This window comes from Tunturiibacter lichenicola (assembly GCF_051013355.1).
Classification (GTDB): Bacteria; Acidobacteriota; Terriglobia; order Terriglobales; family Acidobacteriaceae; genus Edaphobacter; species Edaphobacter lichenicola_F.
The window spans coordinates 3,692,994-3,713,086 of sequence record NZ_CP132944.1 but is presented as its reverse complement, the minus strand read 5'-3'; the positions used below and the strand labels follow the sequence as shown (position 1 = coordinate 3,713,086).

The following is a 20,093-nucleotide window of genomic DNA, read 5'->3' as shown; positions in this document are numbered from 1 at the left end:
CCTACTTCCCGTCTTGATCCCCCACGTCTTTAGCCACCTTATGTCGAAGGTCTAGCCCAAACTTTGGCGCCGACCGCGTCCCGCTCACCTTCACAGGAATCTCTGCCCCAGCGCCATTCTTCTTGAAGAACGGATCCACCGGCTTCAGCAAAACGGACTTCCACTTCGATGCCACCATCTGCGACAGCTTCGCCTTCGTCCGAACATTTCCAGCAAACTCGAACTTCTCACCATCCAGCGTGTACTCCCCCGCAAGCATTACATCCGCGCCTGGCAGCGTGTAGCCGAGCTTACTAAAGCTCAACTTGCCGTCACCCAGTACAAACTGCCCCACCATCTGTGACTGCACATCCTCGGCCCCCGGCTTAGCGGCCTTCGGATCTCCCTGCGCCCGCAGACTCAACATATCCACCTTGTCCTCGACCTCGGGATTCGTGAAGTGGATCTCCCCCAATGTGAACCCACCCTTCAATCCTATTTTTTGCGACACGCTCTCCTTTCCTGGACGAATATGGAGCTTCGTCTTCATCTGCAGCTTTCCCGTCATCACTACAGGCGACGTCTTCACGGCAAGCTTCAGAAAATCCTGTATCTGCCCATTCGGCACGTTCACATCCAGATCGATGATGTGCCCCTTTCCCTTTACATTCACCACAGCTCCACTACAGCTGAAGTCAGAACTTCCCAGCCGCGCCTCCACCGGCTGCAGATAGGTATCACCACTGGTCCCATCCACAATCGCGTGAAACTTCGTATGCAACGGAACCGGATGATTTGCCGTATCGAGTGAAAAATTCGGCGTCTCCGTAGTCCCGTCTACTACGATCTTGTCGAGCTGCCCATTGAACTCCCCAACCGAAGACAACATCCCGCCGATTCCCTTGATCGTATTCAAATCCACATGATCGAACGTATAGTTGCCCGTCACCGTCGAATCCCCTGGACTCTCGTTGTCCCAGGGTCCAAACGTTCCTGTCGCATGGATGTCACCCTTCGGAATCGCGTTCACCAGCGTCGCATCATACTTCCACGGAACATCCGGGCCAATATTCCGCATCACAATGCGGCTCATATCAAACTCCTTCGGATCCTTATTCGGCTTAGTAGTTCCAAGTATCAGCTTCGAATCATCGAACACAATCTCATCCACCGTGATCTTGATCTTGCCCAAATGCCGCGCATGCGGCGGAGCTTGCCGTCGCATCTCACGCGGCGGAATATGAATCACCATGCCTGACACATGCACCGTCCCCACATGCATAGGCTTCACAAATAGACCCTTCAGATTTGCATGAAACGAAAAATGCCCCAGCGCAATCAGCGGATCGATCGCCCCAGCGGCCACAACGTCATCAACGGGATAGATCCGCAGACCGTCCCCGAAGACTTCAAGCCCCTTCAACACTGAAACGGAAAATCCATCCATCTCCACCCGGCTATTGAACCGTGTGCTCAGTGTTTCGATCACGCGCCCCTTCAAAATTGGCATCGCGCGATGTAACACCACTTCACCGATCGTCGCCAACACGATGACCGCGATCAACAAAGATACAAAACCCCACCTCCAGATCGCACGCCACTTGCCGGAAATACCGGAACTTGAACCGTTCACTCGTTCGTACTTTTCTTCGATCACAATTCGCTCACTAAGTTTTTGATGCGAAGAACCGCATTCGCGTTCGACGCAAAAAAATGCAGCCCGAGGCAACCGAGCTGATTCTTTCCACTCACTGAGCGACAAAGGCGCAAAACGAAGGCATCCGACTATTTCGCTGCAAAATCCACATGTTTTTGGCTTATTGAGTTAGCTTTATCCCGTGCGGCAAAAGCTACGCCTTCTCGCGCTGGCTATCTCGCTCCCTCTTTTGGGGCCGATTGCGGACGCCCTGGAGATGCACGAGACTGAGACGCGCATCCCCTGGACTCAAGCGTCCCCCGATGGACTCAGTGCGCTTCTGGTCTACGCCGATCTCCCCGGTAAACATCCCCTGGTCGTCATCACCCACGGCACAGCGCGCGAGGTTGAGCCGCGAAATAACGTCACCCCATGGGCGTTCCTCCCGCAGGCCCGCTGGTTTGCCCGTCGAGGCTTCGTCGTACTCGTCGTCGTGCGCCGTGGCTACGGCTCTTCGGGTGGTAAACCCGACTATCTCGACAATGGCCATTGTCCCGACACCAATTACGAAGGCGCCGCTCGCAAATCTGCCGAAGACCTCCGTACAGCCATCGATTACGGCAGCAAACTTCCCCAGGTCGATCCGACCCGTGTCCTGGCCGTCGGCATCTCAACCGGCGGCATGGCCACCGTCGCCCTCACAGCCGACGCCCCCAAAAACCTTATCGTAGCCATCAACTTCGCCGGAGGCCGAGGCTCAATCGCCGACCACGACGTCTGCAACGCTCCATCCCTCATCGCTGCGTACCGCGATCTCGGCAAGCACTCTCGCACCCCCATGCTCTGGATCTACGCCGACAACGACAAATACTTCTGGCCTGAGCTCGCACAGCAGTTCGACGCCGCCTTCCGCTCCACCGGCGGCCAGGACCAACTCATTCACGCTCCGCCCTTCGGAGAAGACGGCCACACTCTCTTCAACCGCGGCATCTCCATATGGGGCCCTATCGTCGACGACTTCCTTAGAGCCCACAATCTCGTACTCTTTCCTCAACCCCTCCCCGAGATCACTCCACCCAACATCCCTCCGCCCCCAAGCCTCTCCGACCATGGCCAGCAAGCCTTTCGCAACTACCTCACCCTCGGCCCACACAAAGCCTTCGCGGTGTCGGCACACCACTTCGCCTCCTCCACCGCGCAGATGACACCCGACAGCGCCCGCAAGAACGCACTCGAAAACTGCAACCGCCTCGCCGCGTCAGACAAGGAAACCTGCACCATCGCCTTCGAAGAAAACTCACCGGCGAAGTAGACGGTGTTCTTACTTCGAATGCCCCGGCAAGCCAACAATGCTATGCCCATCGTGATACACCGCAAATATCTTCTGTGTATTGCCGATATCGACCAAAGGATCCGCGTCCAGCACTAACAAATCGGCTCGCTTCCCCGCCGCAATCGTCCCACGATCCTGCGCGTGCAACAGCTTTGCATTCTCACCGGTTGCCGCCGTAATAGCCTGCATTGGAGTAAGCCCCGCCTGCACCATCAATGCAAGCTCATGATGCTCCGCAAATCCAGGAATCCGCCCCGGCAGCGCACCCGAATCCGTTCCAAATCCAACGCTGACCCCGGCATCAAATAGTTTCTTCAGATTCTGTTGATCATTCGCAAAGTCTTTCTGATGCTGCGCTGTCTGCGGATCCTGGTTGATCTTATCCGCATACCCCGACGCATTAAACTTCGCCATCAACTGCGGTCCCGCAGCCTGTTGAAAGAACGTCGTCTGCATAAACTCAGGACGCTGCGCATAAACATACGCAGACTCATCCACCGTGAACGTCGGCACATACCACGTATGGTGCAGCTTCATCATCTTCACGAAGGCATCATCCACCACCTGGTCCCGCACCGAATGCGCCAGAACATCCACGCCATCGGAGACGAGTTGTTTCGCATCCTCAAGCGCATACTCATGCGCCGCCACCCGCACATGTCGCTTATGCGCCTCATCGATCACAGCCTTATAGATCTGGGGCGTCATCTCCGGCACCTTGCCATGCAGCTTGTCCACCCAGATCTTCACGATGTCCACGCGATGCGCCGCCATCTCATCCACATCGTGTCGCGCCTCCTTCTCATTCACCGGCCGATACACCTGGTCCGCTGCCGCAAGCAGCGGTGGCGCACCATCAGGCACTCCAATCCCTCGCCCTGCTGTAAATATCGTCGCTCCTGCCAGTCGTCCCGCCTGCTGCTCATCCCGCAGCACAAACACAAGATCGCGATTCAGCCCCAGAGATAGAATCGTCGTTACTCCATATCGTTCAAACTGCTTCAACTGCTCCATCACGTTCTCCCGCGTGTATCCCATCGCTGACGACTCCGCGTCATTCACAAGCAATCCCAAATGCGAGTGTGCGCTGATAATTCCCGGCATCACGGTCTTCCCGGTCAGGTCGCGAATCTGTGCGCCTGCGGGCGTCTTCAACTCCGGCCCACCGATCTGCTCGATCTTTCCGTTGCGAAGCAGCAACGAGACATGTTCTTGAGGGGGCGCACCAGTCCCATCGATGACCCGCGCATTCCGCAATAAAATCACCTGACGCACGGGCAACTGCCGCCCCGGAACCTGCTGCTGCGCCAAAGCTAGACCACCAAAAAAAATCGCAACGAAGATAAAAACCGATCGCGAAGACATAATGTTTTGGTTGGATGCAAAACGCATCACCTGTGCTCGCACCAAACTCAAAACTCACCCCGCACAGGCGAAAATCTACCTACGACGCTCCCGCCAAAGCCGGTAAAGCCCCCAGGCGGCCACCGAGCAGTTATCCACGATCGTCTCGTCAAGAATCATCTCCTCGAACTCGCTTACGCTCACCCGGCGCACCACCAGATCGCTCTCCTCAGCATCTGGGTCGGCCTCTCCCATGCTCAACCCCTCGGCCAGAAACACGTGTTGCTTCTGATTCATCACCCCATACGCAATCTGCAAGGTGGAGAGATGTGTCATCCGTTCAGCCGTCAATCCAGTCTCCTCCCGTAGCTCCCCTCGAGCCAGATCTTCCGGCACCACATCTGCAACCTCCCATCCACCCTGAGGAAGCTCCCAGAGCCGCGCCCCAACGGTATATCGGAACTGCTCGATCAAGTACACAAACTCCCCATCAGCCCCAGACTCCAGTGGAATCACGATGCACGCCGGATCTTTATCGACCACCCCGTAGATCCCGCGCTTGCCGTTCGCCCGTTCGATCACATCTTCCCGCACGCTCGTCCACGGATTCCGATAGACCTCTCGGCTGCTGATCGTCTTGATCGTCACAACACCCCCATCGCTGCTTCAACTCTACTCAGGCACTTCGAACTCAAGATGAGACGGATACTTTTCCGACCCATAGATCGACACCGTCTGTCCTTTATACGAACCCGCCGGCGCCGTCATGATATTCGGCACAAACGTCTGCGGATTCCTGTCATACAGCGGAAACCAGGTCGACTGCACCTCAACCATAATCTTGTGCCCCTTCAAAAACGTATGGTCCGCACCATGCAAGCTCCACTTGTACTCGGTCACCTTTCCAGGCGCCAACGCCTCCGGCTTTTCAAAGCTCTGGACATACCGCCCGCGAAAGATCTCATCCACGATCATCAACTGATACCCCGCCATCGGCGCGGGCGCATCATCCGGATACACATCAATCAGCTTCACGACAAAGTCCCCGTCCGTGCCCGTTGTAGCAGCAAACAAATCTGCAACGACATCCCCCGTTACAGTTACATCCTTCTCCAACACCGCAGTTGAAAAGTTCGCCAAATCTTTCCGCCCACTCACGAACCGCTGATCCTCCACCAACCACGTCCGCCACTTCGACCCGTCCCCATACGTCGACTGGATCGGACGATTGCGATAAGGCACTGGATTCGCAGGATCGGCCTTATAAACTTCCGCCGCCTTCCCGTCCACGCTCGCCGTTGGCGCAGCCGTCGACAACCCGCCACCGGCAGTCAAGAAAAGTTTCTCGTCTTTGAACCCGATTTTCGGCGGCCACACCTCATACCGCTCCCATTGGTTCGTGCCAGTCCTGAAGCTTGCGACACCCTGTAGATCGAACCCCGGAAGTCCCTTCAAATATTTCTCAAAGAAGGGCGCCTCAATCGTCTTCCGGTACTCATCTCCCGTCGCAGCACCAAAGTCCAACGCCCCCAGATGCCGTGTCGTCGGCCCCCATCCACCATGGTTCCACGGCCCCAGCACCATGAACACTTCGTTATCTTTGTCATGCGGCTTCAGCGCAGCATACTCAGCCTGCGTCCCCCACATATCTTCCTGGTCCCACCATCCGCCGACTTCCAGCGTCGGCACCTCAACCTGCGTCAGGTGCTTCTCCACCGCCATATCCTGCCAGAACTTCGAGTATTCCGGCTGCGTCAAAAATATCTTTGCCGTCGGCAAGTCTTCCATCTTGGCCGCATCCGCCGCCCCGGCAAAGTTCACATGCTTCAGGAAGAAATCAAACATATCTTCCTTATTGCTCTGCACGCGCGCATCGGTCTTTTGTGCCTCTAACTGTTGTACATAGTCGAAGCCATACGTCTCGCGAAACGCCCCGTTGTGAAAAAAATCATCGCCCATCCAGACATTAGTCATCGGGGCCTGCGGCGAGATCGCCTTCACCGCCGGATGCGCATCGATACCCGCCGACATCGCCAGAAACCCCGGATACGACACCCCCAGCACCCCTACCTTGCCGCTATTATTCGGAACATTCTTCAGCAACCAATCGATCGTGTCCCGCGTATCTGTAGTCTCATCCACATCATCCTTTGTCGTATGGGCAACGATCGCGCGGTTCATCACGAACTTTCCCTCAGACCCATACCGCCCGCGAATATCCGCATAGACAAAGATGTATCCACTCGTCGCCAACTCCGGCTTACTCCCGTTCACGCTGGCCGACGACGCCCCATCAACACCATACGGCGTCCTCTGCATCAAAAACGGGAGCGCCTCGCCGCTCGTCTCAGATCCCGCCGGCCGCAGAATCACGACGTGCAGCTTCACTCCATCGCGCACTGGAATCATCAACTCGCTTCGCGTGTAATCGCGAAAGTGATTGAGCCGCACCCCTACACCGCTGAACCGCTCCTCGGACACCTCGCCATCGCCACCCCGGCCCCCAGAGCTGCTCCTTAGCCCCGACACCCTCCCCGCCGCATTGCGCACGAACACAACTTTCAATCCATGCCCGGCGAAGTGATCCATTGACTCCTCCTGCAGTTCAACCCGCGGCGAACGCTTTCCCTCGATAAAAAGTTTGTTCCCTTCGACATATACCGAGCGCACCACATCCGGCTCATCGGTCTCACGATACTGCCCTATATAGTCACCCAACTTACCGGTAGACACTGTCGTCGTATGCGACTGTTCTGCAGTCTGATTCTCTTGCGCACCATACGCTGTCACTGAAGCCACCAACCAGGCAGAAAGAACCACCGCACAGCCGCCGCGAATCGTCATCCAACGTAGTCCTCAAAGTGAAATTAAATCTTCAGACGCTACGACCATTCAACCAAGGATTACCTTAGCGCACAGCAACCCGAACAACTCCGAAGACTGGTATTTACCCAACTGACCTAGATCCCGTCCATCCCGGCAAAGATCTCCTCAGCCGTTATACTCCGGCGACGGTTCTTTCCGCAGACGAACAGGATCGTAGTCAATGATCGTTAAGTCAGTATTCCTTCAGGACTGGCCGCACACTGGAAGCCAACCCGACTATGGGACCCGTCGCAGAACGGGCGCTTCTCGCTCGCTCCGCAGCGGCACAGCGATACCGCCGGTTTTCCCGTCAGGTCCCACTCTTTGCCATCGGCATCCTTCAAAATGATGTGGCCCTCGACACGCAAGGGACCGTTAGGGCGAACCGTTATTCTTACTGCTTCTTCTGACATCGTTCGTTACTCTCTCTCTTGCAAAGGATGGGTTCAGCATAGCAAACCTGCGACCACAACACCGGGTCGAACACCCAATCGCTAACGTGAGGCGGCGTTCTCTGCTTCCACCATTACCTCATCGTCATCGATGACAGATCCAAGTCTTGTCGGGCCCTCCTCCCACCGTCTACGGAGCCATCGGTTCATCGGCTCCGAATACCCTCGCGACATCACTGCACCCAGCAGCCCTGCGAGCAACACGACAACGAGAAACAGAGCCGGGACAGCTCTCATCGGCTTGTTAGCCGCAAGAAACACATCGAAGATGCCCACGACGACAAAGATATGAGTCAGATAAATCTCATAGCTCAATCGACCCACCCTGACCAGTGGCCACACAACTCTCGGCGTCTGCCATCCAGTCTGCGCGACAGCGACAACAACCGAACATGCACCCAGCGCCAGAACTGTCATATCCAATCCAATCCGCCCCAGGCCCCAACGATAAGCAAGGTTCGAAAAGCCAAGGATAAACACAAGCAGCGCCGTCCCCGCCATTCCGCCCACTCGCAGCAGGACGCGCGAAAGACTTGTCCTGGCGCAGAGCAGTGCCGTCAAACAGCCAAGCGCAATGGCATCCATCCCTCCAAGATACGAGTACTCTCTCCACACAGGATTCGGGTTGAACGGATGCGACCGGGCAAAAGGTCCCAGCACCACGAACACACACAGGGGGATCAACAAGAGGCTTACGCGACGAAACACTCTGCAGGCCAGCGGGAAAAACAGGTAGAACGTCTCCTCGACAGAGAGCGACCAGAGAATATCCCACCCCGCCGGCAGATAGCCTCTCCGAGCCTCAAGCAGGTTGATATGAAACGTAAGCGCCGCTAGTAGAGCCCGCCCCAACCCGCCAGTCTTCGCAGAAACCACGAACCCCGGCACATGGGCCAGATCAAGAGCACTCAACGTTACAAGAAGAAGCAGAAGCAGCGGAGCAATACGAGCAAACCTCAGCCGATAAAAATCCCTCACGTTCACTTCAGCAATCGAACCCCACCGCCGCAGCGTCGTCGAAGTGATCAAAAAACCGGAGACGACAAAAAAGATCTGCACGCCGTACTGCCCGTTCCAGACGAGTGACGACACCAACTGCGGAGGAAGCCCCCGAGTATACGGAACGTGCGCTCCGAACAGCCGCATATTGACATGATTCATTAACACAAAAAAAATTGCGAGACCGCGCAGAAGATCCACACCATCGAGCCGCCTCCAGCTGCGCGCAGGTTCCGCCACCGTCAAGACCACGCCCTATCCCGAACGAGAAAGACCAGCAACTCCGAATACACCATCGACCCCAAGCCCGATCACACCACATCCACTTCCATCTCATCGACATAGCACCAGCCCCAGCTCTCGCCCGGCTCAATCGAACGCATAATCGGATGCTGCGTCTTATGAAAGTGCTTGGTCGCGTGTTTATGCTGAGACGAATCGCAGCATCCAACATGCCCGCACTCCAGGCACATCCGGAGATGAACCCAGGTGCTGCCCATCTTCAGACACTCCTCGCAACCCTTCGCCGACGGTTTAACCTTTCGAATCTGATCCAGATGCGTACATTCCATGCAGGCCACCTTCCTTCGCCACCGATTCTATCTCTCAATCAGCCGCTTATGATGATCGCCCAATCACAGTCAGCATCGCAACACAGTCGATCAATCCCCAAGACCCTCCGTAATCCCATACTCCTTCAGCTTCCGATACAACGTTGTCTTGCCGATCCCAAGCAACTTTGCAGCCATCAGCTTATCTCCCTTCAGCTGCCGAATCGTCCCTAGAATGGCGTGCTTCTCCATCTCCGCGATCGACACAATTCCGTCCTGTGTCGTGCCCATCACCTCATGACGCTCTATGGAGTCCGAATCAGCAACCACCTGCGCCGCAGGTCCCTGCTGCAGACGAAAATCCTGCAGCTGCGTCGGCAGATCACCCAGATGCAACACCGGCCCCGACGACAGCGCGCAGGCCCGTTCAATCGCATTCTCCAACTCCCTCACATTGCCTGGCCAGTCGTACTCCGCCATCACCCGCAGCATCGAGTCGGAAAAACTCCGCACCACTCCGCTTTGCTTCTCCATCTGCTGCAAAAAATGCGTCGCCAGCACGGCAATATCTTCCCTTCGATCCCGCAATGGCGGAATCCGCAGATTCACCACATTCAATCGGAAGTAAAGGTCCTTACGAAATCTGCCCTGCTCCACCATCAAGGCGAGATCGCGATTGGTCGCCGCCAGCACTCGCGCTGAGATCGGCTTTGCCTGCGTCGCGCCGACCGGACGCACCTCTTTCTCCTGAAGCGCCCGCAGCAGCTTCGCCTGAAGATCCAGCGGCAGCTCGCCCACCTCATCCAAAAACACCGTCCCACCGTCAGCCGAGGCCAGCAGCCCCTCCTTCGCGCGATCCGCTCCGGTAAACGCCCCCTTCACATGGCCAAACAGCTCGCTCTCAATCAGTGTTGGCACCAGCGATCCGCAGTCCACCGGCACAAACGGTTTCGCCGCATTCGGCCCATTGAAGTGAATCGAACGCGCCACCAACTCCTTGCCAGTCCCACTCTCTCCCAGGATCAAAACCGGGTGCGTCGAATAGGCCACCTTCGACAGAATTCGATACAGCTTCTCCATCCCCGCCGACCGCCCCACCAGCCCGCCCATCCCTTGCTGCGTCCTCAGCCGCTCCCGCAGCTGCCGACTCTCCACATCCATGTGCAGCTGCTGGCCCGTTCTCTCCAGCACCGCGGTCAACTCCTCCAGCGCAAACGGCTTCGTCAGGTAGTCTCCCGCTCCAATCCGCATCGCCTCCACTGCGGACGACACCGTCGCAAACGCCGTCATCACGATCACAGCGATATCCGGATGCAGCGCCTTCACCTGCTCCAGCAGTGGCAGCCCACCACCCCCCGGCATCTTCAAGTCCAACAGCAGCATATCGATCGGCCGCTCCTTCATGATCTCCCGGGCTGCCGCCGCGCTCTCCGCCCCAGTGACCTCAAAACCCATCCCCGCCGCAATCTGGCAGCACGCCTTGCGTACCCCCTCATCATCATCGACCACCAGCACATGCAGCAGTCCCAGGTGCTCTGCGGAGCCGACCTTCCTCGCACTCTCTGCAGACGCACTCACCGGCGAAACGCCGATCAGCACCCCCGACGGCAAACTTCCCTTCACTCCGTTTGACAACTTCAATCCTTCCAAAACTTCCAATCCTTCGCTCAACACTCTCACCTCACCTGCGTTTCCAACTCCTGTACCTGAATCTGCCGTCCTCAGCATGCCATCCATCCCGCCTCTCCCTTCAACAGCCTCGTCACTCCCGAATCATTCATCCTCAACTCCTCTCGCTTCACTTCAACCTTCTCCTGCTTCACCGCATACCACTCCGCCGAGATGCTCGTCCCCACCTCAGGCTGGCTCTCGATACTCAGGCAGCCGTTCGAAATCGCCACCAGCTCCCGCACCACGCGAAAACCCAGTCCGCGCCCGTTCGTCGAGCTGGTTCCATCACCCCGCATCAACCGCTGCACCGTAGCCTGGTCCATCCCGCAACCGCGATCCCGCACCGTCATCACCACTCTGCGCCGCGGCTCTTCGCTTTCGTCCTCAGCCCGCTCCAGCACGCCCTCCACATGGATCGAAATCGCACCCACCCATGGCGTCGCCTCTGCAGCATTCTTCACCAGATTTGTCAGAATCCGCTCCACCGCCTCCACCGGTACACGCACCGGCTGAAACGCCCCTACACCATATGAGATATCGACCGTACGTCCCGCCACCCGGCTCAACAACCCTCTGCACTGGTCAATCACATCCGGCAACATCGAAGACTCACCCTGAATCTTCGCCGGCCGCCCAGCCCGGGCATGGTTCACCAGCCTGTCGATCATCGCCCAGCTGCGATCGCTCAACATTCGCAGCTCCGAGGCATATCCCCGGTGCTCGTCATGCAATACCCCTGGCATCGCAAGCAGATCCGAATACAGACTCAGCGCTCCAAGCAGATTGCCCGCGTCGTGCGCCAAGCCGGCACCCTCGGCCACACCAGACACATGACTCGCCTCCGCGCCCTCCACCGACGCATCGACCGTCCTCCGCACACTCGGCATCGCTGAACCATGCTGGTTCATCTCCCGTGTCACATGCCGTAGTGCTGCAAATTGTCCTGAAGCGCTTCCTGGGCCCAAGGCAGTACTGCTCTGCGTTGCCTGCATTTGTAAATCCACCGTTCTCCTGCTTCGTCATTTCTTACAGCAGGTGCACTTCTGTAATCACTTCAAGTGCCAAACTGGGACTCCTTCCCTAAGTGATTGCTCATGAACAGTAAGCCCTCCCAACCCAACTCCCATTCTCGAACAAAGTATTTCCCGAAACGGAACGCATCTCAAGCCTTCTCACCAGATTCCCCAGCAATACTCAGATCCAATCCCACTTTCCCATTCTGGAACCAATTCCATTTTGGAACACTCCCACAAAGGGCTCAGTCTCCACCTATCTCACCCTCTATCAAATCATAAGAGGATTCTCACAACTATAATTCCCTCATGTCCGTGACCGCCGCACCCTCCCCCCAGCTCTTTCGACCCGACCACCGCCCCGCCGACGCCCTCCGCACCATCCGCATCACCCCCCACTACGTCGCCATGGCCGAAGGCTCCGTCCTCATGGAGTCGGGCAACACCCGCGTCCTCTGCAACGCCACCATCGAGCAGGGCGTCCCCGGATGGCTCCGCAACTCCGGCCGCGGCTGGGTCACCGCCGAGTACGGCATGCTCCCCCGCGCCACCCTCACCCGCACTGCCCGAGAGAGCGAACGCGGCAAAGTCGGCGGCCGCACCCACGAGATCCAGCGACTCATCGGCCGCTCCCTCCGCAGCGTAGTCGACATGAAGGCCCTCGGCGAGCGAACCATCATCCTCGACTGCGACGTCCTCCAGGCCGACGGTGGAACTCGCACCGCAGCCATCACCGGAGCCTGCGTCGCGCTAGCTCTCGCGCTTGGCAAATTAGTCAAAGCCGGCACCCTCAAAACCTCCCCGCTCAAACAGATGGTCGCCGCCACCTCAGTCGGCATCGTCGATGGCCACGTCCTGCTCGACCTCGCCTACGAGGAAGACTCCCGCGCAGCAGTCGACATGAACGTCGTTATGCTGGCCGACGGCGGCCTCGTCGAAACTCAGGCCACCGCCGAGCACGACTCTTACTCACGCGCTCAGCTTGGCCAGATGCTCGACTATGCGGAAAAAGGGATCCACGAGCTTCTCGCCGCACAGCGCGCCATCCTCGACGCCGAAAGATAACCTGCATTCAGATCACATGCACGCTACCTCATCAAAACCGCATGCCACAGGGCTTTCGGCAAGGAGCAGATTCACGACCCGTATAAACACGTAGGCACTGCCTTACCGGGGTTGTAACTTTCTCTCCACCTGTTTGCGACGGAATTCAAAAAACCGGACTCCAATACCTGTAGAATCTCTCACGCTGGCACAACTTGTCGGCAGAGGCAGGGAAAACCTTTGATCACAGCTCCCACACAGTCGACCGCCTACACTCGCGACCCACAATCCACCGACGTCCGCGCCATGAGCATCGCCACGGTGCTCTTCTTTATGTGGGGCTTCCTCACCTGTCTCAACGACATCCTCATCCCCCACCTCAAAGCCATCTTCAGCCTGAACTACGGCCAGGCCCTCCTCGTCCAGTTCGCATTCTTTTCGTCCTACTTCATCTTCGCGTTACCCTCGGGCAAGCTGGTCGAGTGGCGCGGCTACAAACAGACCATGGTCATCGGCCTCATCGTCATGGCCGCCGGAGCCCTGCTCTTCCTACCCGCCGCCACCACCGCATCCTACGGCCTCTTCCTCACCGCTCTGGTCGTCCTTGCCGCCGGCATCACCTGCCTTCAGGTCTCGGCCAATCCGTACGTCACCAACCTCGGCCCCCAGGCCACCGCCGCCAGCCGCCTCAACCTCGCTCAGGCCTTCAACTCCTTCGGAACCTTCATCGCTCCCTTCTTCGGCGGAGCACTCATCCTCGGCGCAATCGAAGCAACCCCTGAAGCCATCAAGGCATTCTCCGCCTCAGCGCTTCAGACCTATCGCGAGCAGCAGGCCTCCACCGTGCGCCTGCCTTACCTCGGCATCGCGGTCACCCTCCTCGCCCTCGCCGTTGCCATCGCCCTCATCAAGCTCCCCACCACCGACTTCACTCGCGACTTCCGCCCGGGCGAACTCACAACCGCCGCCACCGGCAGTATCTGGAACCATCCCTACCTCATCATGGGAGCTATCGGCATCTTCGTCTACGTCGGCGCCGAAGTCTCCATCGGCAGCTTCCTCATCAACTACTTCGGCCTGCCGAAGATCGGTGGCCTCAGCCAGAAAACCGCCGCCAACCTGGTCCCCTTCTACTGGGGCGGAGCTATGGTGGGTCGGTTCATAGGCTCTGCGGTCCTGCGACGCATCAACGCAGGCAAGGCCCTCGCAAGCGCAGCCTTCATCGCCTGCTGCCTGGTCGCCCTCACCATGATGAGCGCCGGCCATCTCGCCATTGGCAGCGTCATCCTGGTCGGATTCTTCAACTCCATCATGTTCCCCACCATCTTCACCCTGGGTCTTGCAGGCCTCGGGGAGCTCACCAGTAAAGGTTCCAGCCTCATGGTCGCCGCCATCGTCGGCGGAGCACTCATTCCCCTCGCCGAAGGCCATCTGGCCGACCGCATCGGCGTCCAGCACGCCTTCATCATCCCCGCCGTCTGCTACATCTACATCGCCCTCTTCGGCATCTTCGCCTCCCGCCGCAAGGACATCGAGCAAGACCCCCGACACCCATCCCACGCCACCGCAGGCTAAATAGAGCAAATTTCCTGAATGAACATGTGGGGGGAAGTCTCGTCCTGCACGTGCAGAGAGAAAAGGTCGTACTCCATCGGTAGAGAGAAAAAACATCGTCATCTCGACCGAAGCGACTCACGGTTTCACCGTGAGTCGCGTAGTGGAGAGACCCCCGTATTTCGCCTTTGCTGCTGTCGTTGCCTGTTCTTCCGCGTATAGCAATCTGGAGTTTCTCGCCCCTACTTCCCCAGCGCCCTCCGTTCAAGACTCTTCGCAAAATTAGGTGTCTCTTCCTTGTTGTGCGTATCTGACGCGATCTGCCGAGCCTCTCTCGCCTTCTCAAGCGTGATCCCGTGCTTCTCAAAGAACGCCACCGACTCATCGATCGCACTCCCATGACGGTGATTGCTGTACTCACAGGTTTCATCGTCGATCTTCTTCACGCTCAGCGTCCACTCCACCTTCGTCCGGCCATTCGCTGTGATCGAATCCGAGATCGAAACCATCTTGCAAAGATGTGGCTCATGCACCTCCGCGACGTAGTGTTGCACCATCAGCGCATCGCCAATCGTCTCAACATTGATCGACATCGGACGTCCATCGTCAGTCGTAGTATTTCCTGCCGCAATGTGCGCATGCGAGCAGCGCTGATACTCCGCATCAGGAAGATGCAGCAGCCAGTCCGCAATATCAACCTTCTCAATAGGCGCGTTGATAATTGCCGTAACCGTAGAGAGCGAAAGCGTCAGATCAGTAGCAGCAGTGGTCATGGATGTCTCCTATAAAAGAAATCGTTAGGTTCAATAAACGTCCCTGTGCAAATCCAGCAGCTCTCTTCGCAGCTAAGATTCTCAGCGCCGTGAAATGGGTTCCTATCTTTCTTTACGGGTCTTGTTCCCAACTAATGAAGGCAGAAGTCGCGACAGTCTCTCCTCAAACCCCACAACGCGAAGACCCCAATCGAGTCGTTCGTGCATCCCATTGTTAGCTTGCTTAGCACCTCAAAACCATGCGAATTCGCAGCAACTCAGGCCCATGGCCTCCCTTCACACCGAACCTGTCCTCCACTGTGTAAAATGACCCTTCGTAGTCCTTCCATCACTCGAACCGTTTCAGGAGAGATCGAATTATGATTAAGTTGACCCCAGGAAAGCTAGCTGGCCTCAAGGCCGTCTCCGACCATCGTGGCGTGATCGCCGCCGCCGCCATGGATCAGCGCGGATCCCTTCAGAAGTCTCTCGCCAAGGAGCGCGGAGCAGCAGCCGACGCCCACGACCTCGAAGAGTTCAAGATCCTCGTCACCTCCGTCCTCACCAAACATGCCTCCGCCATCCTCCTCGATCCCGAGTTCGGCCTCCCTGCCTCGAAGCATCGCAACGGCAAGGGCCTCTTGCTCGCCTACGAAAAGACTGGCTACGACGCCGCCACCCCCGGCCGCCTCCCCGATCTCCTCGACGTCTGGAGCGTCCAGCGCCTCAAGGCTGCCGGAGCCGACTGCATCAAGATCCTCCTCTACTACACCCCCTACGAGAAGACCACCGTCAACGACCTCAAGCACGCCTGGATCGAGCGCATCGGCTCCGAGTGCGTCGCCCACGACATACCATTCTTCCTCGAGTTCGTCGGCTACGACGCCGAGGGCGGCGATGAAAAATCCGTAGCCTACGCCAAAAAGAAGCCCGAGATCGTCTCCGGCTCCATGGCCGAGTTCGGCAAGGCACACTACAACGTCGACGTCCTCAAGGTAGAGGTACCCGTCGAGATGGCATTCGTCGAAGGCACCAAATCCTTCAAGGGCGAAAAGGCCTACACCCGCGCCGAGGCCCTGCAGCACTTCCGCGACGCTGCCACCATGACCCACAAGCCCTTCATCTACCTCTCGGCCGGCGTCTCCAACCCCGTCTTCATCGAAACCCTCGAGCTAGCCGTCGAGTCCGGCACCACCTTCAACGGCGTCCTCTGCGGTCGCGCCACCTGGAAGGACGGCATTGCCATCTACGCCAAGCAGGGCTCCAAGGCCTTCGAAGACTGGCTCAACACCACCGGCGTAGAAAACATCACCAACGTCAACAACGCCCTCAAGCAAGCCCACTCCTGGCACGAAAAAGTCGAATCCAAGTAGCCCTCGTTCCCAGAAACAAGGAGGCGCTGCATCCGTGCAGCGCCTTCCCCTTTTGGAGTTCCAGGAAACCGTGCCTCTGGCTATGCGGCCTTCAGGTTAACTTAAGCTTCAATCTGTACCATCAGGCATGGTCTTTCGAAATCCTGCCCTGTGCCTGCTGGCGCTCAATGCCGCCATCTGCACAGCGCAAAGCATCACCCTCCCTTCAGGAACGCCCATTCCGGTCCAAATCGACGATCATCTTCCGATGCAAGTCGGCCAAGCCATTCGGGCCAAGCTCATCTATCCGGTCTACGCCGACAACACGCTCATTCTTCCCGCCAACACAGTCGTCATCGGCACCGTAACAGCGCTTCGCTCCGACCACGTCCACCGTATCGATGCTCGCCTTCGCGCCGACTTCACACCCTTCCGCATCCCCGTCGTTCACTTCACCGACATCGTTCTAGACGATGGTTCGACCGTGTCCATGACCGCCAGCACAGCCACCGATGGCGCTCCCATCTACCACCTCGTCGCGCCGCCGCCACGCAAAGGCGGCTTCATCCATCAGCAATGGGACAACGGTCGGCAGATCCTCCGCGACCAACTCGCAATCATCACCGGCCCAGACAAGAAAGATCGCCTCGTACAATTCCTCTACACCCAGCTCCCCTACCATCCTCAGCGCATCCAAAAAAATACCGCCTGGACCGTCGAGACCTCTGAACCCCTCTCAATCCCTCTGCAAACAGTCATCGAAGCAATAAACACCAAGCGAGTAGTCGCACCGGAGCAGAAGGACGACTCCACCACCAAGCCCTGGATCATCCAGGCCTATCTTCGCGATCCGCTAAGCTCCGCCACCACAAAAACCGGACAGGAAATTAAAGCCACCGTCGCCGAACCCATCTACAATCCAGACCACACCATCGCCGTCCCGCAAGGCGCAAGTATGATCGGCACCGTCACTCTGTCCAAACCCGCCCGCCGCTTCGGACGCGCCGGAGCGCTTCACTTCGACTTCCGACAGATCGTCCTCCCCACCGGCACGCAAAACGTCCAGACCTCGCTCACTGGAGCCGACTCAGCCGCAGGGCAAAAACTGGCGCTCGACTCCGAAGGTCAGGTCAAACCCAAACCGCAAGACAAGATCGTCGTCCCTCTGCTGCTCATCGCTCTTGCATCGCGGCCCCTCCACCACGACGCAGACGACGGTAGCGGCCTCGGCAAAAATGCTGTCGCCTCCAATAGTCTTGGCCTCATCGGCTTCCTCGTTGGAACTGCTGCCGGCCAACGCAACATCGCCGCCGGCATCGGCTACTACGGCGCAGCCATCTCCATCTACGAGCGATGGATCAAGCGCGGCCACGATGTCACCTTCGCCCGCGACACCCGCGTCGTCCTCCAGACCACCCCAAGAAGCTCAACCGTCCTTCATCCCGATGCCGTCACGCCCCGGTTTCGCTAAGCCCTACTCCCACTCAATCGTCCCTGGCGGCTTCGACGTAATGTCATACACCACTCGATTGATCCCTCTCACCTCGCTCACAATGCGACTCGAGATCGTCCTCAGCACCTCATACGGCAGCGGAGCCCAATCCGCCGTCATGCCGTCTTCACTCTCCACCGCCCGCACGGCACAGGTACTCGCGTAAGTCCGCTGGTCTCCCATCACACCAACCGACTTCACCGGCAACAGCACCGCAAAACTCTGCCAAACCTTCCGATACAGCCCAGCCTTTTTAATCTCATCCACCACAATCTGATCGGCCTCCTGCAGAATCGCCACGCGCTCCGCCGTCACCTCTCCCAGAATCCTCACCGCAAGCCCCGGCCCTGGAAACGGCTGCCGCTCAATGATGTCATCCGGCATCCCCAAATCCCGCCCAATCCGCCGAACCTCGTCCTTGAACAAATCCCTCAGCGGCTCAATCAACTTCAACTTCATATCCGCCGGCAGCCCACCCACATTATGGTGGCTCTTAATCGTATGCGACGGCCCATGCACACTCGACGACTCGATCACATCCGGATACAGCGTCCCCTGCACCAACCACGCGACCTCCTCGCCGGCACTCTTCTCCGATTCAGCGCCTGCGGCAGAGGATTCCCAGATCTTCTTCGCCTCATCATCGAACACAGCAATGAACTCGTTCCCAATCACCTTCCGCTTCTGCTCCGGATCGGTCACTCCCTCAAGCTTCTTCAAAAATCTCTCCGACGAATCCACAGCGACGACATTCAACCCTAGCTGCTCACGCATGGTCGTCTGCACCTTCAGAAACTCATCCTTCCGCAGCACACCATTGTTCACAAAGATGCATGTCAGCCTATCCCCAATCGCCCGCGCCACCAACACTGCCGCAACAGACGAGTCCACGCCACCACTCAACCCACAGATGGCATGCCCGCTCCCAACCTGCGCCCGCACCCGCTCCACCGTCGACTGAATAAAGTGCTCCGGCGTCCAATCCTGGTTCGCCCCGCAGATATCGAGGCAAAAATTCTTCAGCAGCTCCATCCCCTGCCGCGTGTGTGCGACCTCCGGATGAAACTGCACAGCCCAAATCTTCCGCGCCTCATCCGCAATTCCAGCAACCGCATTCGACGTCTTCGCCGTCAGCGAAAACCCATCCGGCAGCGCCTCCGCCTCGTCGCCGTGCGACATCCACACATCCAGCGTTCCCGGCAACCCGCGAAACAGCGGCGTCTCCGAGACAATCGTTACTTCGGCGTGGCCATACTCGCGCGCCGCAGCCCCCACCACCTTCCCGCCCAGATGATGCACGATGAACTGCAGCCCATAGCAGATCCCTAATACCGGCACACCCATCGCCAGCACACTCGCATCTGCATCCGGAGCATCCGCGTCATACACCGAACACGGGCCACCCGAAAGAATCACGCCCTTCGGATTCAACGCCTTAACCTGCTCTAGAGGAGCGGTACAAGGCAGCACCACAGAAAACACATTGAACTCACGTATCCGCCGCGCAATCAGCTGCGTATACTGCGACCCAAAATCCAGAATGACGATCGTTGAGGTATCCACTTACCTAGTGTAAATGCGGCGCCAAAAGACTCGTCAGCTAGTTAGGATCCCTCTGCCGCGTACTTTGCACCCCTGTCACCACTCCGACTCCAAGCATGATCACCGAAATCGCAATAATGTAATGCATCGGGATGTGCATCAGATGGGCCAGATAGGCCACTCCCGCAACCAAAATCAAATAGCCAACCGCATAGATCCCAAATGACATGATAGTTCTCCAGACCAGATTCAGATCGCTGTCGAGTAGGATGCAGAATCGACGCGACAGAAGCGGTCATCGTCTAAAAGTCATTAAATGAGTTGGAATGTTTCTGACGCGCAGTCTCGACGCCGCCCACCACGCCGATGCCAAGCATAATCACCGCGATCGCAGCAATATAAGGCTCAGGAATATGGCTGAGATCAGCCAGATAGCATACGCAGGCGATGACGAGAAGATATCCAGCAGAATAAAGCGCAACAGACATGATCTCTCTCCTAAATGAAGATGAGG

The 20,093-nt window shown here is 57.8% G+C and carries 18 protein-coding genes; 5 read left to right on the top strand and 13 right to left on the bottom strand.

Annotated elements, in window-relative coordinates:
• Position 1: 1 nt before the first annotated feature.
• Positions 2-1,636: a hypothetical protein gene (locus tag RBB82_RS15590; protein ID WP_433971659.1), complete on the bottom strand. Its 1,635-nt coding sequence runs from the start codon at positions 1,634-1,636 to the stop codon at positions 2-4.
• A 181-nt stretch (positions 1,637-1,817) separates the two neighbouring features.
• On the opposite strand from RBB82_RS15590, the gene RBB82_RS15585 reads away from it, so the two are divergent.
• Positions 1,818-2,927, top strand: coding sequence for an alpha/beta hydrolase family protein (locus RBB82_RS15585; protein ID WP_433971658.1), 1,110 nt, complete (start codon positions 1,818-1,820; stop codon positions 2,925-2,927).
• Between the two features lie 9 nt (positions 2,928-2,936).
• On the opposite strand, the gene RBB82_RS15580 is transcribed toward RBB82_RS15585, so the two are convergent.
• The 8 genes from RBB82_RS15580 to RBB82_RS15545 form a co-directional block, all read right to left on the bottom strand.
• Positions 2,937-4,340 carry an amidohydrolase family protein gene (locus RBB82_RS15580; protein ID WP_433971656.1) on the bottom strand — a complete coding sequence of 468 codons (1,404 nt, stop codon included), beginning with the start codon at positions 4,338-4,340 and terminating at the stop codon, positions 2,937-2,939.
• 48 nt (positions 4,341-4,388) lie between these two features.
• A complete protein-coding gene (locus RBB82_RS15575) occupies positions 4,389-4,940 on the bottom strand; it encodes an NUDIX domain-containing protein (RefSeq protein ID WP_433971655.1) in 552 nt (183 codons plus the stop codon).
• 24 nt (positions 4,941-4,964) lie between these two features.
• Positions 4,965-7,136, bottom strand: coding sequence for a CocE/NonD family hydrolase (locus RBB82_RS15570; RefSeq protein WP_433971653.1), 2,172 nt, complete (start codon positions 7,134-7,136; stop codon positions 4,965-4,967).
• Positions 7,137-7,345: 209 nt separating this feature from the next.
• A complete protein-coding gene (locus tag RBB82_RS15565) occupies positions 7,346-7,570 on the bottom strand; it encodes a CDGSH iron-sulfur domain-containing protein (protein WP_433971651.1) in 225 nt (74 codons plus the stop codon).
• Positions 7,571-7,651: 81 nt separating this feature from the next.
• Positions 7,652-8,860, bottom strand: a complete 1,209-nt coding sequence (locus tag RBB82_RS15560) for an acyltransferase family protein (RefSeq protein ID WP_433971650.1) — start codon at positions 8,858-8,860, stop codon at positions 7,652-7,654.
• A 59-nt stretch (positions 8,861-8,919) separates the two neighbouring features.
• Positions 8,920-9,180, bottom strand: coding sequence for a ubiquitin carboxyl-terminal hydrolase 14 (locus RBB82_RS15555; RefSeq protein ID WP_433971649.1), 261 nt, complete (start codon positions 9,178-9,180; stop codon positions 8,920-8,922).
• Between the two features lie 90 nt (positions 9,181-9,270).
• Positions 9,271-10,896, bottom strand: a complete 1,626-nt coding sequence (locus tag RBB82_RS15550; RefSeq protein ID WP_433971648.1) for a sigma-54-dependent transcriptional regulator — start codon at positions 10,894-10,896, stop codon at positions 9,271-9,273.
• Entirely contained in the window at positions 10,881-11,822 is a 942-nt protein-coding gene (locus tag RBB82_RS15545; protein WP_433971646.1) for a sensor histidine kinase, read from the bottom strand. Before RBB82_RS15545 ends, RBB82_RS15550 begins: the two co-directional genes overlap by 16 nt.
• 330 nt (positions 11,823-12,152) lie before the next feature.
• On the opposite strand from RBB82_RS15545, the gene rph reads away from it, so the two are divergent.
• Positions 12,153-12,908 carry a ribonuclease PH gene (gene rph / locus RBB82_RS15540; protein WP_433971645.1) on the top strand — a complete coding sequence of 252 codons (756 nt, stop codon included), beginning with the start codon at positions 12,153-12,155 and terminating at the stop codon, positions 12,906-12,908.
• Between the two features lie 219 nt (positions 12,909-13,127).
• Positions 13,128-14,462, top strand: coding sequence for a sugar MFS transporter (locus RBB82_RS15535; protein ID WP_433971644.1), 1,335 nt, complete (start codon positions 13,128-13,130; stop codon positions 14,460-14,462).
• A 221-nt stretch (positions 14,463-14,683) separates the two neighbouring features.
• Here the strand turns inward: RBB82_RS15535 and RBB82_RS15530 are convergent, their stop codons facing one another.
• A complete protein-coding gene (locus tag RBB82_RS15530; protein WP_433971643.1) occupies positions 14,684-15,214 on the bottom strand; it encodes a hypothetical protein in 531 nt (176 codons plus the stop codon).
• Positions 15,215-15,576: 362 nt separating this feature from the next.
• On the opposite strand from RBB82_RS15530, the gene RBB82_RS15525 reads away from it, so the two are divergent.
• Positions 15,577-16,566 (top strand): tagatose 1,6-diphosphate aldolase, encoded by a 990-nt coding sequence (locus tag RBB82_RS15525; RefSeq protein WP_433975392.1) that lies wholly within the window; start codon positions 15,577-15,579, stop codon positions 16,564-16,566.
• A 127-nt stretch (positions 16,567-16,693) separates the two neighbouring features.
• Complete coding sequence (locus RBB82_RS15520) at positions 16,694-18,016, top strand: hypothetical protein (protein WP_433971642.1); 1,323 nt, start codon at positions 16,694-16,696, stop codon at positions 18,014-18,016.
• Between the two features lie 3 nt (positions 18,017-18,019).
• Here RBB82_RS15520 and guaA read toward each other — a convergent pair whose 3' ends face one another.
• The 3 genes from guaA to RBB82_RS15505 form a co-directional block, all read right to left on the bottom strand.
• The gene (guaA, locus tag RBB82_RS15515) at positions 18,020-19,600 is read right to left on the bottom strand and encodes a glutamine-hydrolyzing GMP synthase (protein ID WP_433971641.1); all 1,581 of its coding nucleotides are present in this window, start codon (positions 19,598-19,600) and stop codon (positions 18,020-18,022) included.
• Between the two features lie 37 nt (positions 19,601-19,637).
• On the bottom strand, positions 19,638-19,808 hold the full coding sequence (locus tag RBB82_RS15510; RefSeq protein WP_433971639.1) for a hypothetical protein: 171 nt from the start codon (positions 19,806-19,808) through the stop codon (positions 19,638-19,640).
• A gap of 73 nt (positions 19,809-19,881) precedes the next feature.
• Positions 19,882-20,067, bottom strand: coding sequence for a hypothetical protein (locus RBB82_RS15505; protein ID WP_433971637.1), 186 nt, complete (start codon positions 20,065-20,067; stop codon positions 19,882-19,884).
• Between the last annotated feature and the right edge of the window lie 26 nt (positions 20,068-20,093).